Source organism: Pseudomonas sp. ACN8, from assembly GCF_002303925.1.
Taxonomy (GTDB): domain Bacteria; phylum Pseudomonadota; class Gammaproteobacteria; order Pseudomonadales; family Pseudomonadaceae; genus Aquipseudomonas.
In genome coordinates, this window is sequence record NZ_MRCS01000004.1 from 41,378 (window position 1) to 63,446 (window position 22,069).

Sequence of the window (22,069 nt, forward strand, 5' to 3'; positions counted from 1 at the left end):
CCGGGTTTTCAGGCGAAGACTTCGGCGTCCTTGAGGAATGCAGCGGCCTGGTCCTTTGCCGACAGCTGCGGCGGGCCTTCCAGTTGCCAATCGATAGCCAGGTCCGGGTCGTCCCAGCGAATGCTGCGCTCGGCGGACGGGGTGTAGTAATCGGTGGTTTTGTAGAGGAACTCGGCAAAATCGCTCAGCACCACGAAACCGTGGGCAAAGCCTTCCGGAATCCAGATCTGGCGGTGGTTCTCGGCGGACAGGACCACCGCCACCGATTTGCCGAAATGTGGCGAACTGCGGCGGATGTCCACGGCAACGTCGAGTACTTCACCGGCCGTGACGCGAACCAGTTTGCCTTGAGTGTTCGTCAGTTGGTAATGCAAGCCACGCAACACGCCTTTTTGCGAGCGGGAATGGTTGTCCTGAACGAACTGAGTGTCCAGGCCGGTGGCTTCTTCGAAAGCCCTGGCGTTGAAGCTCTCATAAAAGAAACCACGTTCGTCGCCAAAGACCTTGGGTTCAAGGATCAGAACACCGGGCAGGTCGGTGGTCACTACATTCATGGTGGCTCTCCAGAGTGTGCGTTTGATGGTCGCCATTCTTGCGCAAAGCGCTGGTCGGGGCGAGTACCAAAACAAAACCTGTGGGAGCAAGCCCGCCCCCACAAATGCCTTCATACCGGCCCGGGGGGTTGCGTATCGCCCGAACCAGTGGCGATATAGGCGCCTAATAAAATTTCAGGGGTCGTTGTATGCCGCTCGCCACGTTGATTCATCGCGCCAGTTTGCCCAGCCCGCAGGTGTCTGCGGAGCAAGCGCTAGAGCTGCTGGAAGAACATTACGGGTTCAGCGGAAAACTGCACGCCCTTGGCAGCCAGCAAGACCTGAACTACCGCGTCGACAGCGAACGCGGACGTTTCGTCCTGAAAATCTGCCGTGGCGACTACTCGGTACTGGAACTTCAGGCACAACATGCCGGGCTCAAGCATCTGGGAGAGCACCCGGATGTTCAGGTGCCGCGTGTTATCGCGGCGAAAAACGGTGCAGACCTGCTGTCTCTGGACCTGGGGGGCCAGGCAGTGCACGTTCGCCTGCTCGACTACATCGAAGGCCAGCCCCTGACGAGCCTCGGTCATTTCAACCCGACGGTGGTGTCCGGTTTCGGTCGCCTGTGCGGTGAAATGGACCTGGCCCTGGCGGATTTCGACCATCCGGGTCTGGTGCGAACCCTGCAGTGGGATGCCCGTCATGCTCACGCCCTGATCGCGCACTTGCTGCCGGTGATCAAGGATGAGGCCCGGCGCAAACTGATCATTGACGCGTCCGGGCAAGCCGAGCGGCATTTGCAGCCACTGCGGGACAAACTGCCGGTGCAGGCCATTCACATGGACATCACCGACGACAACGTGGTGTGGCAGCGCGACGCGCAGCGCCATTGGCAGCTGCAAGGCGTGATCGATTTCGGCGACCTGGTGCGCACCTGGCGCATTACCGATCTGTCGGTGACCTGCGCCGCGCTGCTGCATCATGGCGAGGGCGATCCGTTCTGCATTTTGCCGGCCATCCAGGCGTATCACGCAGTCAATCCGTTGCAGCACGAAGAACTGCTGGCGCTGTGGCCGCTGATCGTCGCCCGCGCGGCGGTGTTGGTGCTCAGCGGCGAACAGCAGGTCAGCATCGATCCGGGCAATGCCTACAGCCGCGACAACCTGGTCCATGAATGGGAAATCTTCCGTGTGGCCACGTCGGTGCCGTTGGCGCTGATGGAAGCGGCGATCCTCACCGCCGTCGGCCAGAACCTGCCCACCATCGGCAGTGAAGGGTTCGCGCCGCTGTTGCCGAGCCTGGTAGGGCGTGAGTTCGCGCTGATCGACCTGGGCGTGCTTAGTCCGCATTTCGAGGCCGGTAACTGGGAGCAGGAAGGCGTCGATCAACGCCTGCTGGATGAAGCGGCCGCGGCACATGGCTTGGCGGCCAGTCGTTACGGGCAATACCGGCTGTCCCACACCCGCCCGGACAGCGCCGCCGAACCGGACACTTGCCCGTTGCATGTCGAGTTGCGTGTGCCTCAGGGCACGGCGGTCGAAGCGCCGTTTGCCGGAGTGGTGCATCACCCATCGGCGGACGTGCTGCAACTGGACGGCCCGCAACTGAGTGTGCGGCTTTGGGGCGTCACGCCGTCGCTGCACAGCGGCGCGGCACTGGTCAAAGGCCAGGTACTGGGATCGGTCAGCGGGCCATTGATCGTGCAGTTGTGCCGTGGCGCGTCGATCAATGCGCCGTTGTTCTGCACGCCTTCGCGCGCGGCGGCCTGGCAAGCGCTGTGCCCATCGCCGGCAGCGTTGCTGGGGCTGGCCTGTGACGCCGAAGCCGAGCTCGACGGACCGACCTTGCTGGCTCGGCGCGATGCCAGCTTCGCCCGCACGCAAAAACACTATTACGTTGATCCGCCGCGCATCGAGCGCGGCTGGCGCAACCATTTGATCGACATGCAGGGCCGCTCTTACCTCGACATGCTCAACAACGTCGCGGTGCTGGGTCACGGCCATCCGCGCATGGCCGCCGTCGCCAGTCGTCAGTGGTCGTTGCTAAACACCAACTCGCGTTTCAACTACGCGGCCGTGGCCGAGTTTTCCGAACGGTTGCTGAAGCTGTCACCGGATGGCATGGACCGGGTGTTCCTGGTCAACAGCGGCAGCGAGGCCAACGACCTGGCGATTCGCCTGGCGTGGGCCTACAGCGGCGGCCGCGACATGCTCAGTGTGCTGGAGGCCTATCACGGCTGGACGGTGGGCGCGGACTCGGTGTCGACCTCGATCGCCGACAACCCCAAGGCGCTGAGCAGCCGCCCGGACTGGGTGCACCCGGTGACCGCGCCAAACACCTATCGCGGTGAATTCCGTGGCCCCGACAGTGCGCCGGATTATGTGCGCAGCGTCGAGCACAACCTGGCGAAAATCGCCGAGCAGAAACGCCAACTGGCCGGTTTCATCTGCGAGCCGGTGTATGGCAATGCCGGTGGAATCTCGCTGCCCCCAGGTTATTTGAAACAAGTCTATGCCATGGTCCGGGCCAGAGGCGGCGTGTGCATCGCCGATGAAGTGCAGGTGGGCTACGGGCGCATGGGCGATTTCTTCTGGGGCTTCGAAGAGCAGGGCGTGGTGCCGGATATCATCACCATGGCCAAGGGCATGGGCAACGGCCAGCCACTGGGCGCGGTCATCACCCGTCGGGAAATCGCCGAGGCGCTGGAGGCCGAGGGCTACTTCTTCTCCTCCGCCGGCGGTAGCCCCGTCAGCTGCCAGGTCGGCATGGCCGTGCTGGATGTGATGCAAGAGGAAAAACTCTGGGAGAACGCCCAGATCGTAGGCGGGCACTTCAAGACGCGCCTCGAAGCGTTGATCGATATTCATCCGTTAGTGGGCGCGGTGCACGGTTCCGGTTTCTACCTGGGCGTCGAGTTGATTCGCAACCGCGAAACCCTGGAGCCGGCCACCGAAGAAACCACCGCTCTGTGCGATCGCTTGCGTGAGTTGGGGATTTTCATGCAGCCGACCGGCGATTACCTGAACATCCTCAAGATCAAGCCGCCGATGGTCACTTCGCGCCAGAGCGTGGATTTCTTCGTGGACATGCTGTCGAAGGTGCTCGCGGAAGGGTTGTAAACACATCCCCTGCAGGAGCGAGCCTGCTCGCGATAGCGGTCTTTCAGTCGAAAAAACTGTGACTGACATGGCCCCATCGCGAGCAGGCTCGCTCCCACATGGATCGCGGTATTAGTTCGATTGATATCGGCTTTTTATCGATTGTTTTTGTAACGCTGGATGTAAGGTGCTTTAAAAGCCGATATTTATCGGATATAAAGTGGCCAGTCCACGGCGTGTACCAATGCGCTTCCATTTCTGTCAGGCATCAATGCCACTCCGGAGTCCTGAGCCATGACCACGTTGAACAGCACCCCTCGCGCCGACGGCTTCTACATGCCAGCCGAATGGGCACCGCAAACCCAGACCTGGATGATCTGGCCCGAGCGCCCGGACAACTGGCGCCTGGGGGGCAAACCGGCACAAGCCGCCCACGTGGCAGTGGCCAAGGCCATCGCCCGTTTCGAGCCAGTGACCGTGGCGGTTTCCGCCGGTCAGTACGAAAACGCCCGTGCCCGTCTGGACGTGCCGAATATTCGCGTGGTTGAAATGTCCAGTGACGACGCCTGGGTTCGCGACACCGGCCCGACTTTCGTCATCAACAACAGTGGCGAAGTTCGTGGCGTGAACTGGGACTTCAACGCCTGGGGCGGTTTTGACGGCGGTTTATATTCGCCATGGAACCGCGACTCGCAGGTCGGCGGCAAGATCCTCGAGATCGAGCGCAGCCCACGCTACCGCACCGAAGGCTTTGTGCTGGAAGGCGGTTCGATCCACGTCGACGGCGAAGGCACCCTGATCACCACCGAAGAATGCCTGCTCAACCGCAATCGCAACCCGCACATGAACCGCGCAGAAATCGAAGCGCTGCTGAGCGCGAACCTGGCTGTGGATAAAATCATCTGGTTGCCGGATGGCTTGTTCAACGATGAAACCGATGGCCATGTGGATAACTTCTGCTGCTACGTGCGCCCGGGCGAAGTGCTGCTGGCCTGGACCGATGATCCACAGGACCCGAACTACCCGCGCTGCCAGGCGGCGATGAAAGTGCTGCAAAGCAGCACCGACGCCAAGGGCCGCCCGTTCACGGTGCACAAGATGCCGATCCCGGGTCCGCTGTTTGCGACCGAGGAAGAATGCGCCGGTGTCGATCCGGTGGATGGTACGCAGGAGCGTAATCCGACTGTTCGTCTGGCCGGTTCCTACGTGAACTTCCTGATCGTCAACGGCGGCATCATCGCACCGTGCTTTGACGACCCGCAGGATGGCCCGGCGAAAGAGATCTTGCAGAACCTGTTTCCACAGCATGAAGTGGTGATGGTGCCTGGTCGTGAACTGTTACTGGGGGGCGGCAATATTCACTGCCTTACCCAGCAACAACCCGCGCCGCACAAGGAGTGAGTTAGGTCGTAACAGCTTGAGTTGATTGCGAAATCCCTCGGGCTGTCAATCTGCCTCCAGGATTGCACGGAGCCCGCGGCCCTACAGGCCTGCGGGCTTTTTTGTAACTATAAGGACACACTTCAGACACCTTGGCACAGCTCTTGTATCTCTGCTGGTGTAACTCGGGGGAGGGAGGACTTCTATGTTCTGTCATAAACCTTGGATAAGTTAGCCGCTCACAAACCGGGAGAGAGCGCTGAAATGAACGCCGAAGTGAACGTAGTGAGCGACAAGGCGTTGCATCCCCTGGCAGTAAATAGCGAATCGCTCCAGATCCTGGCGCACTGGTTCAAGTCCAATGGAATGCGTCAGATCAGCGATACTGATCCGCGCCGGACGATGATCGAGCGTTACCCTGCTGGTTTATTCAGCGAAGCGGAACTGGATGCGTTGTGGGATGTAATGGAAGGATAAGAAGAACTACAACGGATTGAACAAAAAAGAGCGCTGCCGGGATGGCAGCGCTTTTTTTTGCGCAGATTCATGTAATCACCGCGATCCCTTGTGGGAGCGAGCCTGCTCGCGAAGACGTCCGACCAGTCAGCATCTATATCGACTGACCCACCCCTATTGCAGGGTTTTGTGGCACAACCATTCGACCGATTCAAGCAACAGACTGAAAGCCAATCCGGCGTTTTTCCGGGGCCGCCGCCGCACTAACCTGCCGACATCGAATTTTCCTGAATTTCTGTCGGAGCTTTCCCATGATCCTGCATTACATCTACGACCCCTTGTGCGGTTGGTGCTACGGCGCCAAGCCGCTGGTGCAGGCCGCCCAAGCTGTGCTGCCCGTGATTGCCCACGGCGGCGGCATGATGACCGGGGCCAATCGGCAAAAGGTTTCACCACAACTGCGCAGTTACCTCATGCCCCACGATCGGCGCATTGCGGAATACAGCGGGCAGCCGTTCGGCGAAGCCTATTTCGAAGGTTTGCTGCGTGATCACAGCGCCGTGTTCGACTCGGCGCCACCTATCGCTGCGGTGCTGGCTGGCGAGCAAATGGCCGGTCGCGGGCTGGAGTTGTTGGGGCGATTGCAAAGTGCTCACTACGTGGAGGGGCGCCGTATTGCCGATGAGTCGGTATTGTTTGAACTTGCCCACGGCATGGGGCTGGACCGCGAAGCCTTCGAAAGGGCCTTCAGGGCGGCCGACACCGAAGGCCATGTCAGGAACAGTCGGGCTCTTCTGGCCAAGGTCGGCGGGCAGGGCTTTCCGACCCTGGCGCTTGAGCACGATGACCAGTTCACCCTGATCGACATCGGGCCATGGCTGGGTAAACCCCAGGCATTTGCGCAGTGGCTGGGTCAGTCGCTGCCCGATCACGGATCATCCGAATCCGTTGCAGCCTGTGGCCTCGATGGTTGCGCAGATTGAATATTCCTGCCGCGTAAAGCAATTTCTTAGACGATTTTCGCCTGTTTTTAGACGATTCATGAAATTGACACATCGTTAAGGGCGCGGCTACGATTCGGCCCAACGCCTGTGGCCGACCGCCACGATCAAAAATTATAAAAAGGCCCGCCGCGAGAAATCGTGGGCGGGCCTTTTTGTTTTCGCATTGAAATAAGAGCGCGATAGCGCCGTTTCGGCCGTTCGACACAGCGCGTATCAACCGCAAATAAGGAAAAGAACAAAATGTTGAACAAGCGAATCAGCCTGATCGCTCTGGGGATGTTGAGTGCGACACAGGCCATGGCGAACGACCAGGCCGAATCCAAGGGTTTTGTTGAAGACAGCAGCCTCAAAGTGCTGCTGCGCAACGCCTACATCAATCGTGACTTCAAAGACGGCAACCCGGATAAATCCGAGTGGGGCCAGGCGGCCATCGGCACGTTCTCGTCCGGCTTCACCCAGGGTACCGTCGGTGTGGGTGTGGATGCTTTCGGGTTGTACGCACTGAACCTGGAGCGCAGCGAAGACCGCAGCGGCGCGCAAGGCATCGATTTCTTCAAGAAGGGCGACAGCGGCCAGCCGGCGGACGACCTGTCCAAGGGCGGCGCGGCGATCAAGTTCCGCCTGTCCAGCACCACCCTGACCTACGGCGACCAGATGCCGGCCCTGCCGGTGCTGAGCTACGACAACTCGCGCCTGCTGCCGGAAAGCTACACCGGCACCCTGATCACCTCCAAAGAGATCAAAGGCCTGCAACTGGACGCCGGCCGCTTCACCGCCGAATCGCGCAAAAGCGCCGAAGGCCGTGACAGCGGTGGCTTGAAGTCGATCAACGTATTGGGCGGTAGCTACCAGTTCACCGAGCAATTCAAGGCCGCGCTGTACGCTTCCGACGTCGAAGACGTGCTGAAGAAGCAATACGTGAACGCCAACTACGTGTTCCCGATCGACAAGGATCAGTCCCTGACCCTGGACTTCAACGGCTACCGCACCAAGCTGGACGATTCCTACGTCCGCGAAAACGGTATCACCGGCGACGACAACAAGATCTGGAGCCTGGCCGCCACCTTCATCACCGGCCCGCACTCGTTCACCCTCGCGCACCAGCGCAGCACCGGCGACAGCAACCTGGGCTACGCCTACGGCGGCTACCAGAAAGACCAGGGCCGCATCGGCGACGGCGGCAACACCATCTACCTGGCGAACTCCTACTGGTCCGACTTCAACGCCGAAGACGAACGCAGCTGGCAACTGGGCTACGGCCTGGACTTCAGCACCTTCGGTGTACCGGGCCTGAGCTACAACGTGGCCTACGTGCGCGGCGACAACATCACCACGTCCACCAGCGAAGGCGGCACCGAGCGCGAGATCTTCAACCAGATCAAATACGTCGTCCAAAGCGGCCCGGCCAAAGACCTCAGCGTGAAACTGCGCAGCTCGGTCCTGCGCGTGTCGCAGAAGTCGAGCGAGTACAACGTCAGCGGCAACGAAGTGCGTGTGTTTGTGGATTACCCGGTCAATATTTTCTGATGACGGGTTGTGGTATCGAGGCCTGATCAAAGGCTGAGAATGAAGGAAGAAGCCCCGACTGGATCGGGGTTTTTTTTGAATAAAAACGCTGAAACGAAAGACTAATTGCCCCTTATCTATCCTGGCACCTAAAATTCATGCTATACGCCATTGACGCATAGCAGGGATTGCATGATCTTCATCGAGACGCCGATTTTTACCGCTGACCTACCAAGTCATCTGGGCGATCACGAATATGGAGAATTCCAGCAGCATCTCGCCGAACATCCCGAGGCTGGCGCTTTGATCGAGGGTACTGGCGGGCTTAGAAAAATCCGCTGGGCCGCGCATGGCAGGGGCAAAAGCGGTGGCGTAAGGGTGATCTACTATCACGTAACCTCTGCTTTTCAGATACGTTTGCTACTGATTTACCGGAAAGGGATTCAAGACACCCTTTCGGATAGAGAAAAAGCAGTTCTTTGTGCCATCAATAAAGGATGGAAATAATGGAAAAAAATCTCTTCGATCGTCTTGTTGAAAGCATGACGCAGATGGATGAGATCGACCGTGGTGAGCGGCAGCCATCGCGTGAATTCCATGTCGATGCTGCACAGGTCAAAAAAATTCGTCTCGCCACCGGACTTTCACAGGCCGCGTTTGCCAAGCGAATTGATGTTCCCGTGGGAACGTTACGCAATTGGGAGCAAGGACGTCGTGATCCTGAGGGACCGGCCCGTGCACTGTTACGAGCGATTCATAACGACCCGAAGCATGTACTTGCAGCGTTGGGTTACTGATCAGTCGATTTCAGCTTAATGATTGCGGCGTTTTCAGCCCCGATCACAAAAAAGCGCGGCCTCCCAAGGCTGCGTTTTTTTGTTGGACGCGGATTGCATTGATCCGGATGAGTCTTGCAGTCTTGCCTTCCTAGGTATGCCCTACTCATTACGCCGCGTAATGAATGAAGTTCCCGCCCCCACCTTTATCCCCTCCCGCCAACCCCATACATTCATCTCCAACGCCTCTCCCATCATCCCGACGGGAAGGTCACTGGAGTTCCCCTCATGCCTTTCGTAACCGTACGCATCACCCGCGATGGCGTTACCACTGAGCAGAAAGCTCAGGTGATTGCCGAGATCACTGAAACACTGGAGCGCGTGCTCAATAAACGCCCTGACCTGACCCACATCGTGATCGAAGAAGTCGACACTGATAACTGGGGTTACGCCGGCATCACCACCACCCAGTACCGCAAGCAGCTGGCCGAGGCGGAGGGGAAGTCATGACGTCCTCCGTCACCATCGATTTCATTTCCGATGTGGTGTGCCCCTGGTGCGCACTGGGGGCTACGGCGCTGGAGCAGGCGATCGAGAACGTGGCCGGGGAAGTCTCGGTCGAGCTGACCTACAAGCCGTTCGAGTTGAACCCGAACATGCCGGCCGAAGGTGAGCAAGCGGTCGAGCACTTGATGCGCAAGTACGGGAGAACGGCCGACGACGTCGCCGCCGGCAAGGCCATGCAGATCGCACGCGGCGAGGCCATCGGCTTCACGTTCGATCTGGAGAAGCGCACGCACTTCTACAACACCTTCGATGCGCACCGTTTATTGCTGTGGGCGTTGCAGGAAGGGCGGCAGGTCGAGCTGAAGAAGGTGCTGCTACAGGCCTACTTCAGCGAAGGCCAGAACCCGAGTGATCAATCGACGCTGGTGCGTCTGGCGACTGAAGCGGGGCTGGATGGGGCAAGTGCACAAGAGGTGCTGGCGTCCGGTGCATTCGCCGATGAGGTGCGGGAGCTTGAAACGTACTACCAGCAGCGCGGCATCAATTCGGTCCCTGCCATGGTGCTCAACGGTCACCACCTGGTGTCCGGTTCGCAATCGGTCGAGTACTACGAGCAGATGTTGCGACAAATGGCGAACGCCTGATTACAGATTTTCTACCCCATTCTTTATTGTCAGAGGTCTTCATCATGAGCATTTCGAAAAAAGTCATCGTCATCACCGGCGCGTCCCAGGGTCTCGGCGACGGTATTGTCAAAGCCTTCCGTGAACTCGGTTACCGGATCGTCGCCACTTCGCGCTCGATCAAGCCGTCCAGCGATCCAGACATCCTCACCGTGGCCGGTGACATCGGCGAGCCGGAAACCGCCCAGCGCGTCATCCGTGAAGCGATGTCCCGTTTCGGTCGCATCGACACCCTGGTCAACAACGCCGGGATCTTCATCGCCAAACCGTTCACCGCGTACACCGCAGAAGACTACGCCAATGTGCTGTCGGTGAACGTCAATGGCTTCTTCTACATCACCCAACTCGCCATCGCCGAGATGGAAAAGCAAGGCAGCGGCCACGTCGTCAACATCACCACCAGCTTGGTGGACCACGCCATCGACGGCGTGCCTTCGGTACTGGCTTCGCTGACCAAGGGCGGCCTCAACGCGGCAACCAAATCCCTGGCCATCGAATACGCCAAGCGCGGGATCCGGGTTAACGCAGTCAGCCCGGGCATCATCAAGACCCCGATGCACGGCGAAGAAACCCACGCTGCGCTGGGCAATCTGCACCCGGTCGGGCACATGGGCGAGATCGATGATATTGCGCAAGCGGTCGTGTATCTGGATGGTGCCAAGTTCGTCACTGGCGAAATCCTGCATGTGGATGGTGGGCAGAGCGCGGGGCACTGAAAGCGGTTTTTCAAAGCTCGGAAACGAGAAAGCCCCTGCATTTCTGCAGGGGCTTTGTTTTGTATGGTGCGGCACCAGACGAACGGTATGTTTCTGCGGGGCTAGGTTTTTCGGGCGTCTGGAGTTCGCTGGAAAATTCGGCGTACCCCAACTAGTAACTATAAATAAATCAGCTAGTTATGGCGCTAGGTGGAATCGAATTCGGGATTTTTTAGATGTGAGCACATTGTCGGTCTGTAAGTAATTCAGAGCCGCATACGAATGGTAAACCCCCCTGAATTTGAACGTTGTCAATCATCTCTTTCGTAGAGAATAGGCAGAAATCCGCCAAAAGCTGCCGTGGCGACAGGCAGCAGACGGCCAATAACGGACGTTCACCGATGTTCCGTTTGGGTTGATCGCCGCCCTTCATTTTAGGCGGTAATCATGGCTCTCGGAATTCACTAACATGTTGAATCCCTTCCCGCTCGGGCCTAAGTCCAGGCTCAGGCCCGAAGATGACCTACTTTCACAAAAACCGAATTTCAACATTGATGGAACTGAATAATGACAAGGATTAAATTTTCCACCCTCGCACTGACGTTGCTCTTCGCACTTTCAAACGGAGTGTCCGCTGAAACGCGCTCACATCGGGACGCCCAGATTTTCGTCAACCAGGCACAGATTGGTCGAAACCTTCCCGGAATAGCACTATCGGTCGCGAAGCAGTCGGTGACCTTTACGACGATCGCCGCCAAGCTGGGACGTGTAGATGCGTCTACAGCGGTATCGAAAGAGATCAACGCATTGCTGCCGAAGTATCAATCCAAGTGGGATGAAAACATCGCGCAAGCATTTGAAAAATTGTTCTCTCAAGAGGAATTGTCTTCGCTCGCATCGGAAGGTCGAGCATCAAAGTACGCGGCGAAAGTCAGAGAGCAACAAGACAAAATTGGTTTGGAGATGGAGTCGAGTTCCAAACCAATCCTGAACGACCTGGTCTCCGAAGCCCTCAACGCTGTGTTGTCCAAGCCCCCCTTGGAATAAGCGTTCTGTAATTGAAACTATCGACTGGCCTTTCAAACGACGGGCAGCTTTGGGTCGGTATCTGCCCTTCGCGACAGACAGCAACCGGCCAGGAGCAGACTGCCTGCTCTATAAATAAATGCGTCCCCTTTTCGGTCCAAGGATTGGGCGAATGGAGTGGAGGTCGATGACGCAGCTGGTGAGCGCAGCAGTGATAATTTCAGATAGCCATTATTGATAGGTATCGCTACGCTCAACCTATCTTACGGACTCACAACCAACCTAGACAACAGCTGATAGCCCCCCACAAAAACCCACGCATGGAAAACCATATGTCAGAACTTTCAGGAAACCCATCATCCAGAGCTATTGGAAGCGTTTACAAAGAGAATAAAAGATTTGTTGTAATTGGTTTGACGGGAAGAACTGGTTCAGGCTGCTCTACATCAGCAGAAATTCTTTGTAGTGCCTCCATTGAGCTCCCAGAGAATGCCTATTCCGGAATCACAAATAATGAGCTCAGAAAACATCGAATAATCAAAAAATTTATTGAGCACCGATGGCAGCCGTTTAAGTGTCTTCAAGTTAGAACGGTCATAACCAGATACATTCTTGCACTAAATTTTCCAGAATTTTGCCGCTTTATTTCTGACGTAATGTCTAGAGATATACATAAAACTTCCGAAATCATGAGAGAAATAAAAGAAGAATACGACGATCTTCATATCGAAATATCGGAGTATCTTAGGAGCCCTGAAAACACACTTGACGAAATAGAAGCTAAGCAAGAATTTGCTTTCGATCTTTACTTCAAAAGATTACCAATTTTCTCAAACAAAATACGAGAAGCCCTAAAAAATATCTCGATAGATGCATACACAAAAATATACCAGAGTGCAGGCGACAACATTCGAGCATCAGGGCAGGTAAACAGCTCTAAATTTGACGACTCAAAAGTATTTCATTTTCCAAGAACTATAAACAAAATAATAAAATCCGCACACCATGTAGCCCGAAAAAATAATGAGTCCTGCTTCATTGTGATTGACGCCATTAGAAATCCATACGAAGCAATATTTTTCAAAGAGCGTTACGCTGGTTTTTATCTAGTATCAATAAACACAGAAAATGACAACAGACTAGCCCACCTCCGCAGCACACACAAATTTTCTGAATCCCAAATAAAAGAGCTTGATGAAAAAGAGTACCCAAGCAAACTTGCCGGGTATAGCAAATTTATCTCACAAAACATACAAAAATGCATAGAAATATCCGACATACACATACACAATCCTAGAAAAGAACAGTTCAATAACGTTGAGCTTAAATGCCAGCTTGCCTGGTATATTTCTTTAATACAGCACCCAGGCTTGGTGATGCCAACATCTTTAGAAAGCTGCATGCAAATTGCTTACACGGTGAAGCAAAGTTCTGGCTGCATATCAAGACAGGTGGGGGCAGCTGTAACTGACGAGGAATTCTCTGTCAAGTCAGTTGGATGGAACAACACGCCACAAGGGCAAGTACCATGCCTTCTCAGAAATGCCGAAGACTTACTGCTTGGCCAGGACACTTATGCATACAGCGAGTATGAAAGAAATGATAGTAAATTCAGGGAGGTTTTACATGGGAAATTTGACAAGCTAAGAAAATCACCCCTATTGGAAGGTCGCAATTTATCTTTTTGCTTTAAAGACATGCAAAATGAAATAGACGGGGAAAAAAACCAAGTTCACACACGCTCACTACACGCGGAAGAGAATGCATTCCTTCAGATTTCAAAACATGGCGGAATGAAGCTTAGGAACGGGATACTATTTACTACAGCCAGCCCATGCGAACTCTGCTCCAAGAAAGCCTACCAACTTGGAATCAGCAAAATTGTATTCATTGATCCATACCCTGGAATTGCCACCCGACATACTCTATTAGTAGGGGACAACAGTCCAGAATTACAACTTTACAGGGGCGCAGTTGGCAGAGCATACCACCAGCTTTACCAGCCAATAATGCCCTACAAGGATGAGCTTGAAACGCTGTTGTCAATTCCCGGCAACGCAAACAAAAAAGCTATTCGGACAAAGATGCTAGAAAAAGAAAACCTAGAATTACGAGAGGAGCTTGAGCGACTAAAAATCCAACTAGATAGCCTTAGTAAATAAAAATAATCCCCATATAACCATGAGTGAGGTGGGGAAAACGAGCCGGTAAAGAGCGGTAAAGACCGAAAGGGGACGGATTTATTAATAGGGCAGGCAGTCCGCTTTTGGCCGAATAGCTGCCTGTCATCATGGCAGCCTTTGGACTAATCAGCGCCAGGCGCTCGGCGTTGGAGTCTGTCCTGGCAGCGCTTCACCGCGCTTTTACTATACGGCTCGCGCGGTGCCCGACAGACGTAGATCTAGAAGCTTGTTGATATCTCTATATTGTGAATTCCAATATATTCAATGAGCTTGCGGTAAGACTTCAGGAGGGTAGCCCTGTTGGACCAGTTATTTTCCTCATCCCGCACTTTCGGATTAATAAAGGTTCCATTGCCATTGATGAGGTGCTCGCTATTTTCCAAGCATAATTTGGTATGATCCCAATCATCTTCAAATACTGCGTTGAAGGAGGATAGAAAATCAGATATTAATTGATTTAGTTCTGTATGTGTTTTAAATCCACCAGATTTTTGGATCGCTAGCGCTCGTGATAAATTCAATATTTCTTCGAGCACTTCACGCTCGGTGCGAACATCGGATTTGTTTTCACTGGCTGATGATTCCTGCTTGATTATCTCTCTAACCTGCTCTTCTAGTGCGGGCCAGAATGTTTCAAATACGGTATGCAGAACTGTCTCTTCTAGTTTGTTTTCCTTGTTTGCCTTATTGAGATCAGAAACAAGCCGCTTAAAGTCTGATTTGTTGAAGAGTGTGGTCTGAAACTGCGTCAAGGGACCATTGATGTCAGAATTATCGAGCCCAATCAAAATAGGGCATACCAATGACTGTTCAACCTTCTTTGAAATCGCTCCCGCTTCAAACATAAGCCATTGGCTGAATAAATTCTCTCTGGTTACGCAAAAAATCCCAGCCATAGAATCGTCTAGCTCCCTAGCTATGTCCGATGACCACCGCGTACCTTTTTCAATGTCGCTCGGTGTGAAATATGGCTTTACCGTTTGCAACACTGTCGGTAGCCAATTCCTAATGGCTTCTGCTACTTTTTTACTCGTGTCACCCGACCAACTTATAAATACTTTCATAGCGACTCATCTTCGAAGTAAAAAATCTAAAAATAGTTGTAATAGCAACATGTGAAAACTCACGGCTGCTCAGCCGAGCTGGATTTTGCGTGGAAATGGGACTTTCAGTCCAGCACTTGGCTCCAATCGCGCTTAAAAACGTTTGCAAAGCTTTGGCCGGAAGCCGCCGGAGGCACAAAACTGTGCCGAGGTGGCGCGCTACAATTGCCGCGTGAGCAATGCAAGTTTGTCCTTTACTGGCCGACGAGCCGAGAAGCTGATTCTAACCGCGGCTTTTTTGGCCGATTTCTGTCAGTCGCGATGGGCAGCAACTAGCCGATTGCTGCCTGCTATGAAAGTCCCAAAAAGATTCATAACTGCCAGTCAGTTGCGTTTGCAGAGCCAGAGGCGATTCTAGGCCTGCCGTAGTCGCATAATTGCGTCTGTAATCGCTTTTGCATTTGTGTCCAGGGTTTCCATGGCCGCGACCGCGTTATCTGCAACACTCTCTACGCCATTCTCTGAAAGCCACTTAGTGATCTCTTCTATCGCCGCATTGCATCCTGACCCATCGCCCTACGTGAGGGGGATCAAAGCTTCTTGGCTGCCATCATGATCTTGTAATTGTGCTTCCATTCTTTTTCGATCATGAGGTTTTCAAAACCGCCGGTACGGAATAGGTCGAGTGATGCGTCATCCAGGCAGGCGGGCCAGTTTTCGAAGGTTACCTGTTTTGCCTCACCCTCTGTCCAGATATCGACCAGTACGATGGCGTACCGGTGTTCAATTTTCAACTTGCCTAATCCTAGCTCCAGTGTGGCGTGATGGGCCTGATATGACATCCGCTGGATATCATGTATGGTTTCAGCGATTTTTTTGTTGAGGTTGGAAAATCTCTTGGCTTCAATTAGAAAGCAGCTTTTCGTGGTGGGGTCAAAAACGATTGCATCAAGGTGCAGTTTTTCCTCGGAGCACAATGGAGCCTCAAACCACGCAAATGCGTCCTTGCCTAATACGTTCTCCAATGCCCTTACGAAATTATTGGTCAGGTTTCTCTCGGTGAAACCGGTGCTTTTATGCGCAGGGTAATAGTTGTTCAGGATTTGGCGATATTTGCACATGGTTTGATCGAATGCCGCCATCAGCGAATTTTCAATTTCGCGAATCATATTTTTTCTACTCAACGCATTGTGGGATTGCTGCAAAGCAAGTCTGAGAGCGGAATCATCATGTGTCCGCCGCTCGATTCCCATGATGCACCTCTGACTGCTAGGAAAGGAGTACTTGATGTTCATTGGTCCGGAGCAGTACCCAAAGGCTCTTCGCGCGATCGTCGCCCAAGAAGCTTCGTTGGATGTGGCTGTAGCATTCTGGGGCGATGGCGCAGATGCAACCATCCATCCTGACGACGGAAAGCCGTTGAGAGTCATTTGCAATCTCAGAAGCGGGGGGACGAACCCTTCGGTGATCAAACTGCTAGTTGATCGAGCAAAGGCAATGGCTCATGTCCAGATCCGCCAGTGCGACCGGCTACACGCGAAACTGGTGGTAGGACCCACCTCAGCAATCATCGGCTCAGCAAACGTATCCGCGAATGGGTTGGGATTTGAAGGGGTTGAAGTTGCGCACTGGCTCGAAGCGGCAATTCAAACCGTCGACAGAGATGAAGTCGAGTCAGCACAGGAGTGGTTTAATCGGCTGTGGTTGTCGACCGACAGCAGGCCAATCACAGACCAAGACCTAGCCGACGCAACCGAGGCTTATGAGAAGAATCGGGATGGCCGCCCTGATTACAGCCGGAAGGGGCCGTTCGCTTTCGACAACTATTCAGTGGCCGATCTAGAAGGTCGGAACGCCTACGCCCTTCTATACACTTCAAGGCCTGGACCTGAGGCCGAAGCCCGGGCCAAGCAGCACGAAGACGAAGAGCTCATTGAGCATGGAAGCAACGGGCAGGGCGGTGAGGGCGTAGAGCGCTGGTCGTTTGAGACTTGGCCAGACTCTCTCGATACTACAGAGAAGAATGAATACCTCTGCATTATCTGGAACGAGAACGGTGGGGTCGCCGTTGACGGTGCATGTCGTATGACAGGTACAAAACTAAATTTCATTTATGAGGACAGCAATAAGGATGGTTGGGTGGATCTCGCCAAACCATTAACTACGCTGCTTGGTCGGCGGCTTCTCCAGGTGGATCGTCAGCGGATCGCGAAGTCAGTGAGGCCAAAGATCGAAGCGATTTGGAACGCTGCTGATGAACTTGATCCCGATGCCAGGCGCATCCACCTTTCCGAGCTTAGACGAATCCTTCAAGCGCCATAAACATTAGTTAAGCGGCGAGGCGGGCGGAGGCTGGATCCGATCATCGCCTTGCTTATTTAGGCAGGCAACGTCCTCCATGACTCCATTGAGGTCTCGCTGCATCTGGCCGATGGCTGCCCTCAGCGAGAGGCTACTTTTGGCCGTTTTCTGACCTTCGTCTAGCGGTTGAACTGCCAGGGTTTTCCTAAGCGATGAGTGAGTAATTGCATGGTCAGCAAATAGTAATAGCGCGTCGATTCAGTGTGCTGGTTTAGGTGGTGATTCAAAAACCACGCAAGGTGTTTTCTCTGCCAAGTCCATGGATTGTCGCGTTGCCAGCGCTCAGCGATTGCTGTTTGGATAGCCTTCGCCTGACGCAGGTGGCGTTGACGCGTGGTGTACGACCCGGTCAGGACGCTCACCAGGAACAGCTCCATATCGAATGGCTTGCTCATGCTCGGCCACCGATGTACGCCGATACCACGTCGATACGGCCGTGTCCGAGCTCATAGCTGATTTGTAAGCGTGCTTCTCGATCAAGGCGTGGATTGAGGCGCCAGCACCTGCCACCGTTGATGGGGGCGAGATGATGGGTGATTTGCTCATAGCGTTCGCAAGCATAGGCTGCCCGCAATTCGTGGAAGCCTTTGAGGTCGTGCTTATGGATGATGTCCCGTGCGGGGCTGACGATTCCCTGCAAGAAATCGAGGTAGCGTTCGTTCGGTGCAAGTAGGTTGCGGCTACCGTCGGGCGAGACCTGTTCGGCAAACCTCAGTGCGTCACGAATATGATCATTTACCGTAATCCAACGAGGTGCTGATGCGCCTGAACGGCCACCTTTGGTGCCGTCCTGGATGTTGATCTTTCCGAATTGCTTGGCTTCACGTTTTAGACGGGGAAGGTCGGCCAAAATCGCCTCGCGCAAGCGCATACCGGTGGCTCGCGCTAACTGAGCGATGGCCGCGGCGCGCGGCTGCTGGTTTTCGCAAAGCACCTCTACGATCCGCTTCACCTGTTCGCGGTCCTGGCCTTGCGGCACTGAACGACGAACACTGGTGCGCTGCATTCCCAGCGCCTTACTCGGGCTCGGCACTTTCACATACGGATCACCGCGAAGCGCGGCCATGGTCCGATTCACACTGCACAACCGGTTTTGCGCAGTCGCGATGGCCAGCTCATCTCGTTCAACTTGTTGGCGCAGATGTCCGGCGTAGTCCAGCAAGGTCTGCCAATTAATCTGCCGCGCATCGTTAAATCCTGGTCCATCCTCCGACCGACACCACCGAACAAACGCCTGCCAGCGATCACTGTGCGCTTTGACCGTCCCGTAATGCCCACCGCCAAACAGATCTTTCAGCGCTTGCGGCCCCGCATAGCTCAATTGCCGGCCATAGCCAAAATTGCGCCCATCCCGTCTACCGACCAATGCCATGATCGAACTCCTCTCGAAGCCAAAACTTTTAAAACCTTCCTCACGTCATCCCGCCAAGAATGTTGAGTGTTATCAGGGATCAAGGCCCCTGCGACCTGTGAGGGTTGTCCACTAACGCGGGACTGGCGGCTCTTTACGACCGGGAGCATGGGCATCTCATGATCTGGCCTCCTGAGCACTTCCGAGGAAGTGGGCGGGTGGAGACTGCGCTGGCTGACGAGACCGACGCCGCGAGATCCTGAGTCAGGTGAAGGCAGTGAGGCGATGACCGGGGCATACCTGACTGTCAGTCAGGTGCAGTCCATTCCGTGGGCTGCGGCACCATCATCTGCATCGCTGTTGCTGGTGACTTCGGTGTTTGTCACGCCGATTGTCACGAGGGGGAATGCCGCAAAGCCTTGTACGAGGTGGGCTGCAGCAGTGGTAGGAGCGCCCGTCTCTTTCCGGGAGAAAGAGACGGGCGCAGGTTGGCGCAAGGAAATAGCCAAGCGGATAGGTTGCTGCAGGGCAGCTATGAAAGGGTATGAGTTGCCGCAGTGGGCACACTGATAAAAGTAGGCATCCATCACATCGCGGTGACCGTGCGAGCCGCCGGATGCTAATCGCACTTTGGGAGAACCACCACGGTGTGGCGTAGCCTTAAAGGTTCTGGCTACCTGGGGTTGCTGTCAACGACAGCGCTTTGCCCGATCTTTTCTACGCCTGTGGATAATTCGGGTCAAGGCTCGAATTTTTGGGAGTTCTACGGCTGTGGATGAAATTATCCACCGGTGGAAATCAGTGGTTTTCCACAGACAGTTGCGTGGGCTTTAGATTTTTTAAATGAGGTCCATCCAAGCAGGGCGGCTTTGCAGCCCCGCTTGGATGGACCCGCATGGAAGGGCGGACTGCGGTGATTTCACACGTTTACCCACGTTTGAATGCGCCACGGCTTTTTTGCAGGGCAGTGATGTTGTCGCCGACCGGGTGAGCGAATTCGTGGGGCGTCACATGCCCATGGCGGTTAGCGTCGATGTAGTTGCTCCACCACGCCATGATCAGCCTGCGCTGTTCGAGGAATTCAGCCTTGTGGATATACGCGGCGCGCACGCGGTTGCGTTCCTTGTGGCTCATTTGTCTTTCGATGGCTGCGTCGGTCCATAACCCGGACTCCAGCAGAGCGCTACAGGCCATGGTCCTGAAGCCGTGGCCGCACACGTCCTTGCTGGTGTCATAGCCGACGTTGCGGAGCATGGTGTTCACCGTATTCTCGGACATGGGCTTCCAGTACTTGTGGTCGCCCGGTAGCACTAACTCTGAAAAGCGACTGAGGCTGCGCAGGCGCTCCAGTATTTCGATGACCTGCGGCGATAGCGGAACCATTTGAATGTCGCCGTTCATCTTGGTCCCGCGTGTGGAGTTGCGTACCCCTTCAATCGGTGCGCGCGTATCGGGGATTTCCCACATGGCGCGTTGGAAGTCGAACTCACTCCATCGAGCGAAGCGCAACTCGCTGGAGCGGACGAACACATGCAGAGTCAGCAGCACGGCAAGGCGCGTCAGCTCGCGGCCGTTGTAGTTGTCGATACGGTGTAGCAGTTCGGGTAGGCGGTTGAGGGAGAGGGCCGGGCGATGGACTGTGCGCGGCGCGTGAATCGAGCCTGCCAGATCCAGTGCAGGATTCATGGTGATCTGCCGAGCCCTTTTGGCCCCGCGCATGATGGTGGATAAGTAGTTCTGTACCCTTAACGCCACATCCATGGTGCCGCGTTCCTTGATGCGCTGGGTGATCTCTAGCAGGTCGTGGGTATCGAGTTCTGCGATAGGGCGTTGGCCGATCAGCGGGAAGACGTGGGTGCGCAGTCGGCTCATTACGGTTTTTGCGTGGCCTTCGGTCCAGCGGCGAGACATATCAGCGTGCCACTCCAGAGCAACGGTTTCGAAAAGCAGTGCCGCCCGCTGGGCTACGATCTTGGCCTTCTTCTTTTCTTCCATTGGGTCGAGGTTGTCGAGCAGCAACGCTTTGGCTTCGTCTCGCTTACGTCGTGCGACGGAAAGGGTAACGATGGGGTAATTGCCGATGATGAGCGTACCTTCCTTGCCGTTGGGCTTGGTGTACTTCAAGCGCCAGGTCTTCACGCCATTGGGTTTGACGAAAAGGTACATGCCGCCACCGTCGAACAGTTTGTAGGCGCGCTCGCGGGTTTTGGCCGTGCGGCATTGCAGGTCGCTGAGGGGGATCGCTAGACGTGGCATAGGGGTACGCGCTCCTGACCGGGAAATCGCAGTACCCCTAACATACCCTCGGGGAAGGGGGATTTTGTTGGATCCCGACGGAGGGTCCTGGAACGAAAAAACCCGCCAAATGGCGGGTTTTCGGGGCTTCCAGGGCATTCGGTGGAATGCAATGGAGCCTAATGTGGTGCCGGCACCAGGAATCGAACCCGGGACCTACTGATTACAAGTCAGTTGCTCTACCATCTGAGCTATACCGGCGTGTCAGGGCGACGATTATAGCGATTGGCTGGCTTCTGTAAACCCCTGAATTCTGACTATTTTTGCGCGGGCTTCAGGTCAGGCGCGCAGCAGGGTTTTCTTGAGTTTCTGAATGGCTTGCCAGGTTCGGCTGTTTTGCATTGCGCGCAGCTGTGCTTCGGCCTGTTCGGCGCGTTGCAGGGCGGCGGCGAGTTGGTTTTCGGCGTCGCTGACGGGGTGGCTGAAGTTGTGGCCTTTGCAGAACTGGAACTCGTCCAGGTTGCACGGCGGGATGTCGAAGGCGGGTTTGAGGTTCAGGTGTTCTTCGGCGAGGTAGTAGGTGTTGATGCCATCGAACAGGATGGATTGGTAGCCGGCGTCGGTGACGAGGCTTTCCCAGGTCTGGTCGCGGGCCCAGGGGGTTTCGATGAGGATCACCCAGGGCCGCCATTGGCTGAAGTCCATGCCGCGCAGGACGGTTTCTTCGTGGCCTTCGACATCGATTTTCAGGAAGTGAATGGCGCGGCCCTGGGCGTGTTCTTCGCAGATGGAGGTCAGGGTGCGGGACTGGATCGTTTGGCTGCGCACGTCCATGCCGGCGTCTATGTGCATTTGGGCCATGGCCGGGTCGAGGGTCGAGAGGCCGGTGCCGGCGATGCCGTAGAAGGTCAGGTCGTCAGCGCTTTCCCCGGCCGCGCATTGCAGGTTGGTGTCTTTGGGGCGTTGCTGGCACAAGGCTTCATAGTAGTTGGGCATCGGTTCGACGTTGATGCCGGTCCAGCCGTTGTCGTAGAACGCCTTGGTGACCGAATCATGGGTGGGATGGTTTGCCCCGACGTCGATGTAGAAGCCGTTCTCGACGGTTTTGAGGGCGCGCCACAGGCGTATGTCTTCGAAATTCTGTGCGTAGGAAATGAACGTCACTGGCGCATCCTGTCGGAGAAATGTTCTTGTTTGTGGCCGCGCTGCCGGCGCCCTTGCGTGTGTGT

Annotated in this window: 20 protein-coding genes and 1 tRNA gene; 13 read left to right on the forward strand and 8 right to left on the reverse strand. The window is 55.3% G+C overall.

Going from position 1 to position 22,069, the window contains the following annotated elements; translation table 11 throughout:
* Positions 1 to 8: 8 nt before the first annotated feature.
* Positions 9 to 554, reverse strand: a complete 546-nt coding sequence (rfbC, locus tag BSF44_RS03315; RefSeq protein ID WP_095942268.1) for a dTDP-4-dehydrorhamnose 3,5-epimerase — start codon at positions 552 to 554, stop codon at positions 9 to 11.
* A 188-nt stretch (positions 555 to 742) separates the two neighbouring features.
* Here rfbC and BSF44_RS03320 point away from each other — a divergent pair, with 188 nt between their 5' ends.
* From BSF44_RS03320 to BSF44_RS03375, 12 genes are all read left to right on the forward strand, one after another.
* The gene (locus tag BSF44_RS03320) at positions 743 to 3,655 is read left to right on the forward strand and encodes an aminotransferase (RefSeq protein ID WP_095942269.1); all 2,913 of its coding nucleotides are present in this window, start codon (positions 743 to 745) and stop codon (positions 3,653 to 3,655) included.
* Between the two features lie 273 nt (positions 3,656 to 3,928).
* Entirely contained in the window at positions 3,929 to 5,035 is a 1,107-nt protein-coding gene (aguA, locus tag BSF44_RS03325) for an agmatine deiminase (protein WP_095942270.1), read from the forward strand.
* Between the two features lie 243 nt (positions 5,036 to 5,278).
* Entirely contained in the window at positions 5,279 to 5,491 is a 213-nt protein-coding gene (locus BSF44_RS03330; protein WP_057712441.1) for a hypothetical protein, read from the forward strand.
* A gap of 290 nt (positions 5,492 to 5,781) precedes the next feature.
* Positions 5,782 to 6,453 (forward strand): DsbA family protein, encoded by a 672-nt coding sequence (locus BSF44_RS03335; RefSeq protein WP_095942271.1) that lies wholly within the window; start codon positions 5,782 to 5,784, stop codon positions 6,451 to 6,453.
* A gap of 261 nt (positions 6,454 to 6,714) precedes the next feature.
* Positions 6,715 to 8,001, forward strand: coding sequence for an OprD family porin (locus tag BSF44_RS03340; RefSeq protein WP_095942272.1), 1,287 nt, complete (start codon positions 6,715 to 6,717; stop codon positions 7,999 to 8,001).
* 171 nt (positions 8,002 to 8,172) lie between these two features.
* Complete coding sequence (locus BSF44_RS03345; RefSeq protein WP_095942273.1) at positions 8,173 to 8,487, forward strand: hypothetical protein; 315 nt, start codon at positions 8,173 to 8,175, stop codon at positions 8,485 to 8,487.
* Positions 8,487 to 8,777, forward strand: coding sequence for a DNA-binding transcriptional regulator (locus BSF44_RS03350; protein WP_095942274.1), 291 nt, complete (start codon positions 8,487 to 8,489; stop codon positions 8,775 to 8,777). The genes BSF44_RS03345 and BSF44_RS03350 overlap by 1 nt, the downstream gene beginning before the upstream one ends.
* A gap of 267 nt (positions 8,778 to 9,044) precedes the next feature.
* Complete coding sequence (locus tag BSF44_RS03355) at positions 9,045 to 9,266, forward strand: 4-oxalocrotonate tautomerase family protein (RefSeq protein ID WP_007972813.1); 222 nt, start codon at positions 9,045 to 9,047, stop codon at positions 9,264 to 9,266.
* Positions 9,263 to 9,907 (forward strand): DsbA family oxidoreductase, encoded by a 645-nt coding sequence (locus tag BSF44_RS03360; protein ID WP_095942275.1) that lies wholly within the window; start codon positions 9,263 to 9,265, stop codon positions 9,905 to 9,907. Before BSF44_RS03355 ends, BSF44_RS03360 begins: the two co-directional genes overlap by 4 nt.
* 44 nt (positions 9,908 to 9,951) lie before the next feature.
* Complete coding sequence (locus tag BSF44_RS03365) at positions 9,952 to 10,662, forward strand: SDR family NAD(P)-dependent oxidoreductase (protein WP_095942276.1); 711 nt, start codon at positions 9,952 to 9,954, stop codon at positions 10,660 to 10,662.
* A gap of 546 nt (positions 10,663 to 11,208) precedes the next feature.
* A complete protein-coding gene (locus BSF44_RS03370) occupies positions 11,209 to 11,688 on the forward strand; it encodes a hypothetical protein (RefSeq protein WP_095942277.1) in 480 nt (159 codons plus the stop codon).
* A gap of 311 nt (positions 11,689 to 11,999) precedes the next feature.
* Complete coding sequence (locus BSF44_RS03375; protein WP_095942278.1) at positions 12,000 to 13,829, forward strand: hypothetical protein; 1,830 nt, start codon at positions 12,000 to 12,002, stop codon at positions 13,827 to 13,829.
* 239 nt (positions 13,830 to 14,068) lie between these two features.
* Here the strand turns inward: BSF44_RS03375 and BSF44_RS03380 are convergent, their stop codons facing one another.
* Positions 14,069 to 14,914: a TIR domain-containing protein gene (locus BSF44_RS03380; protein WP_095942279.1), complete on the reverse strand. Its 846-nt coding sequence runs from the start codon at positions 14,912 to 14,914 to the stop codon at positions 14,069 to 14,071.
* Between the two features lie 569 nt (positions 14,915 to 15,483).
* A complete protein-coding gene (locus BSF44_RS03385; protein WP_095942280.1) occupies positions 15,484 to 16,146 on the reverse strand; it encodes a hypothetical protein in 663 nt (220 codons plus the stop codon).
* Positions 16,147 to 16,180: 34 nt separating this feature from the next.
* On the opposite strand from BSF44_RS03385, the gene BSF44_RS03390 reads away from it, so the two are divergent.
* Positions 16,181 to 17,215 carry a phospholipase D family protein gene (locus BSF44_RS03390; protein ID WP_095942281.1) on the forward strand — a complete coding sequence of 345 codons (1,035 nt, stop codon included), beginning with the start codon at positions 16,181 to 16,183 and terminating at the stop codon, positions 17,213 to 17,215.
* A gap of 158 nt (positions 17,216 to 17,373) precedes the next feature.
* Here the strand turns inward: BSF44_RS03390 and BSF44_RS03395 are convergent, their stop codons facing one another.
* From BSF44_RS03395 to BSF44_RS03420, 5 genes are all read right to left on the reverse strand, one after another.
* Complete coding sequence (locus BSF44_RS03395; protein WP_095942282.1) at positions 17,374 to 17,649, reverse strand: hypothetical protein; 276 nt, start codon at positions 17,647 to 17,649, stop codon at positions 17,374 to 17,376.
* Positions 17,646 to 18,626 (reverse strand): integrase domain-containing protein, encoded by a 981-nt coding sequence (locus BSF44_RS03400; RefSeq protein WP_095942283.1) that lies wholly within the window; start codon positions 18,624 to 18,626, stop codon positions 17,646 to 17,648. Before BSF44_RS03400 ends, BSF44_RS03395 begins: the two co-directional genes overlap by 4 nt.
* Positions 18,627 to 19,532: 906 nt before the next feature.
* Positions 19,533 to 20,861: an integrase arm-type DNA-binding domain-containing protein gene (locus tag BSF44_RS03410; RefSeq protein WP_095942285.1), complete on the reverse strand. Its 1,329-nt coding sequence runs from the start codon at positions 20,859 to 20,861 to the stop codon at positions 19,533 to 19,535.
* A gap of 164 nt (positions 20,862 to 21,025) precedes the next feature.
* Positions 21,026 to 21,101, reverse strand: a tRNA-Thr gene (locus BSF44_RS03415).
* A 78-nt stretch (positions 21,102 to 21,179) separates the two neighbouring features.
* Positions 21,180 to 22,004, reverse strand: a complete 825-nt coding sequence (locus BSF44_RS03420; protein WP_095942286.1) for an FkbM family methyltransferase — start codon at positions 22,002 to 22,004, stop codon at positions 21,180 to 21,182.
* Between the last annotated feature and the right edge of the window lie 65 nt (positions 22,005 to 22,069).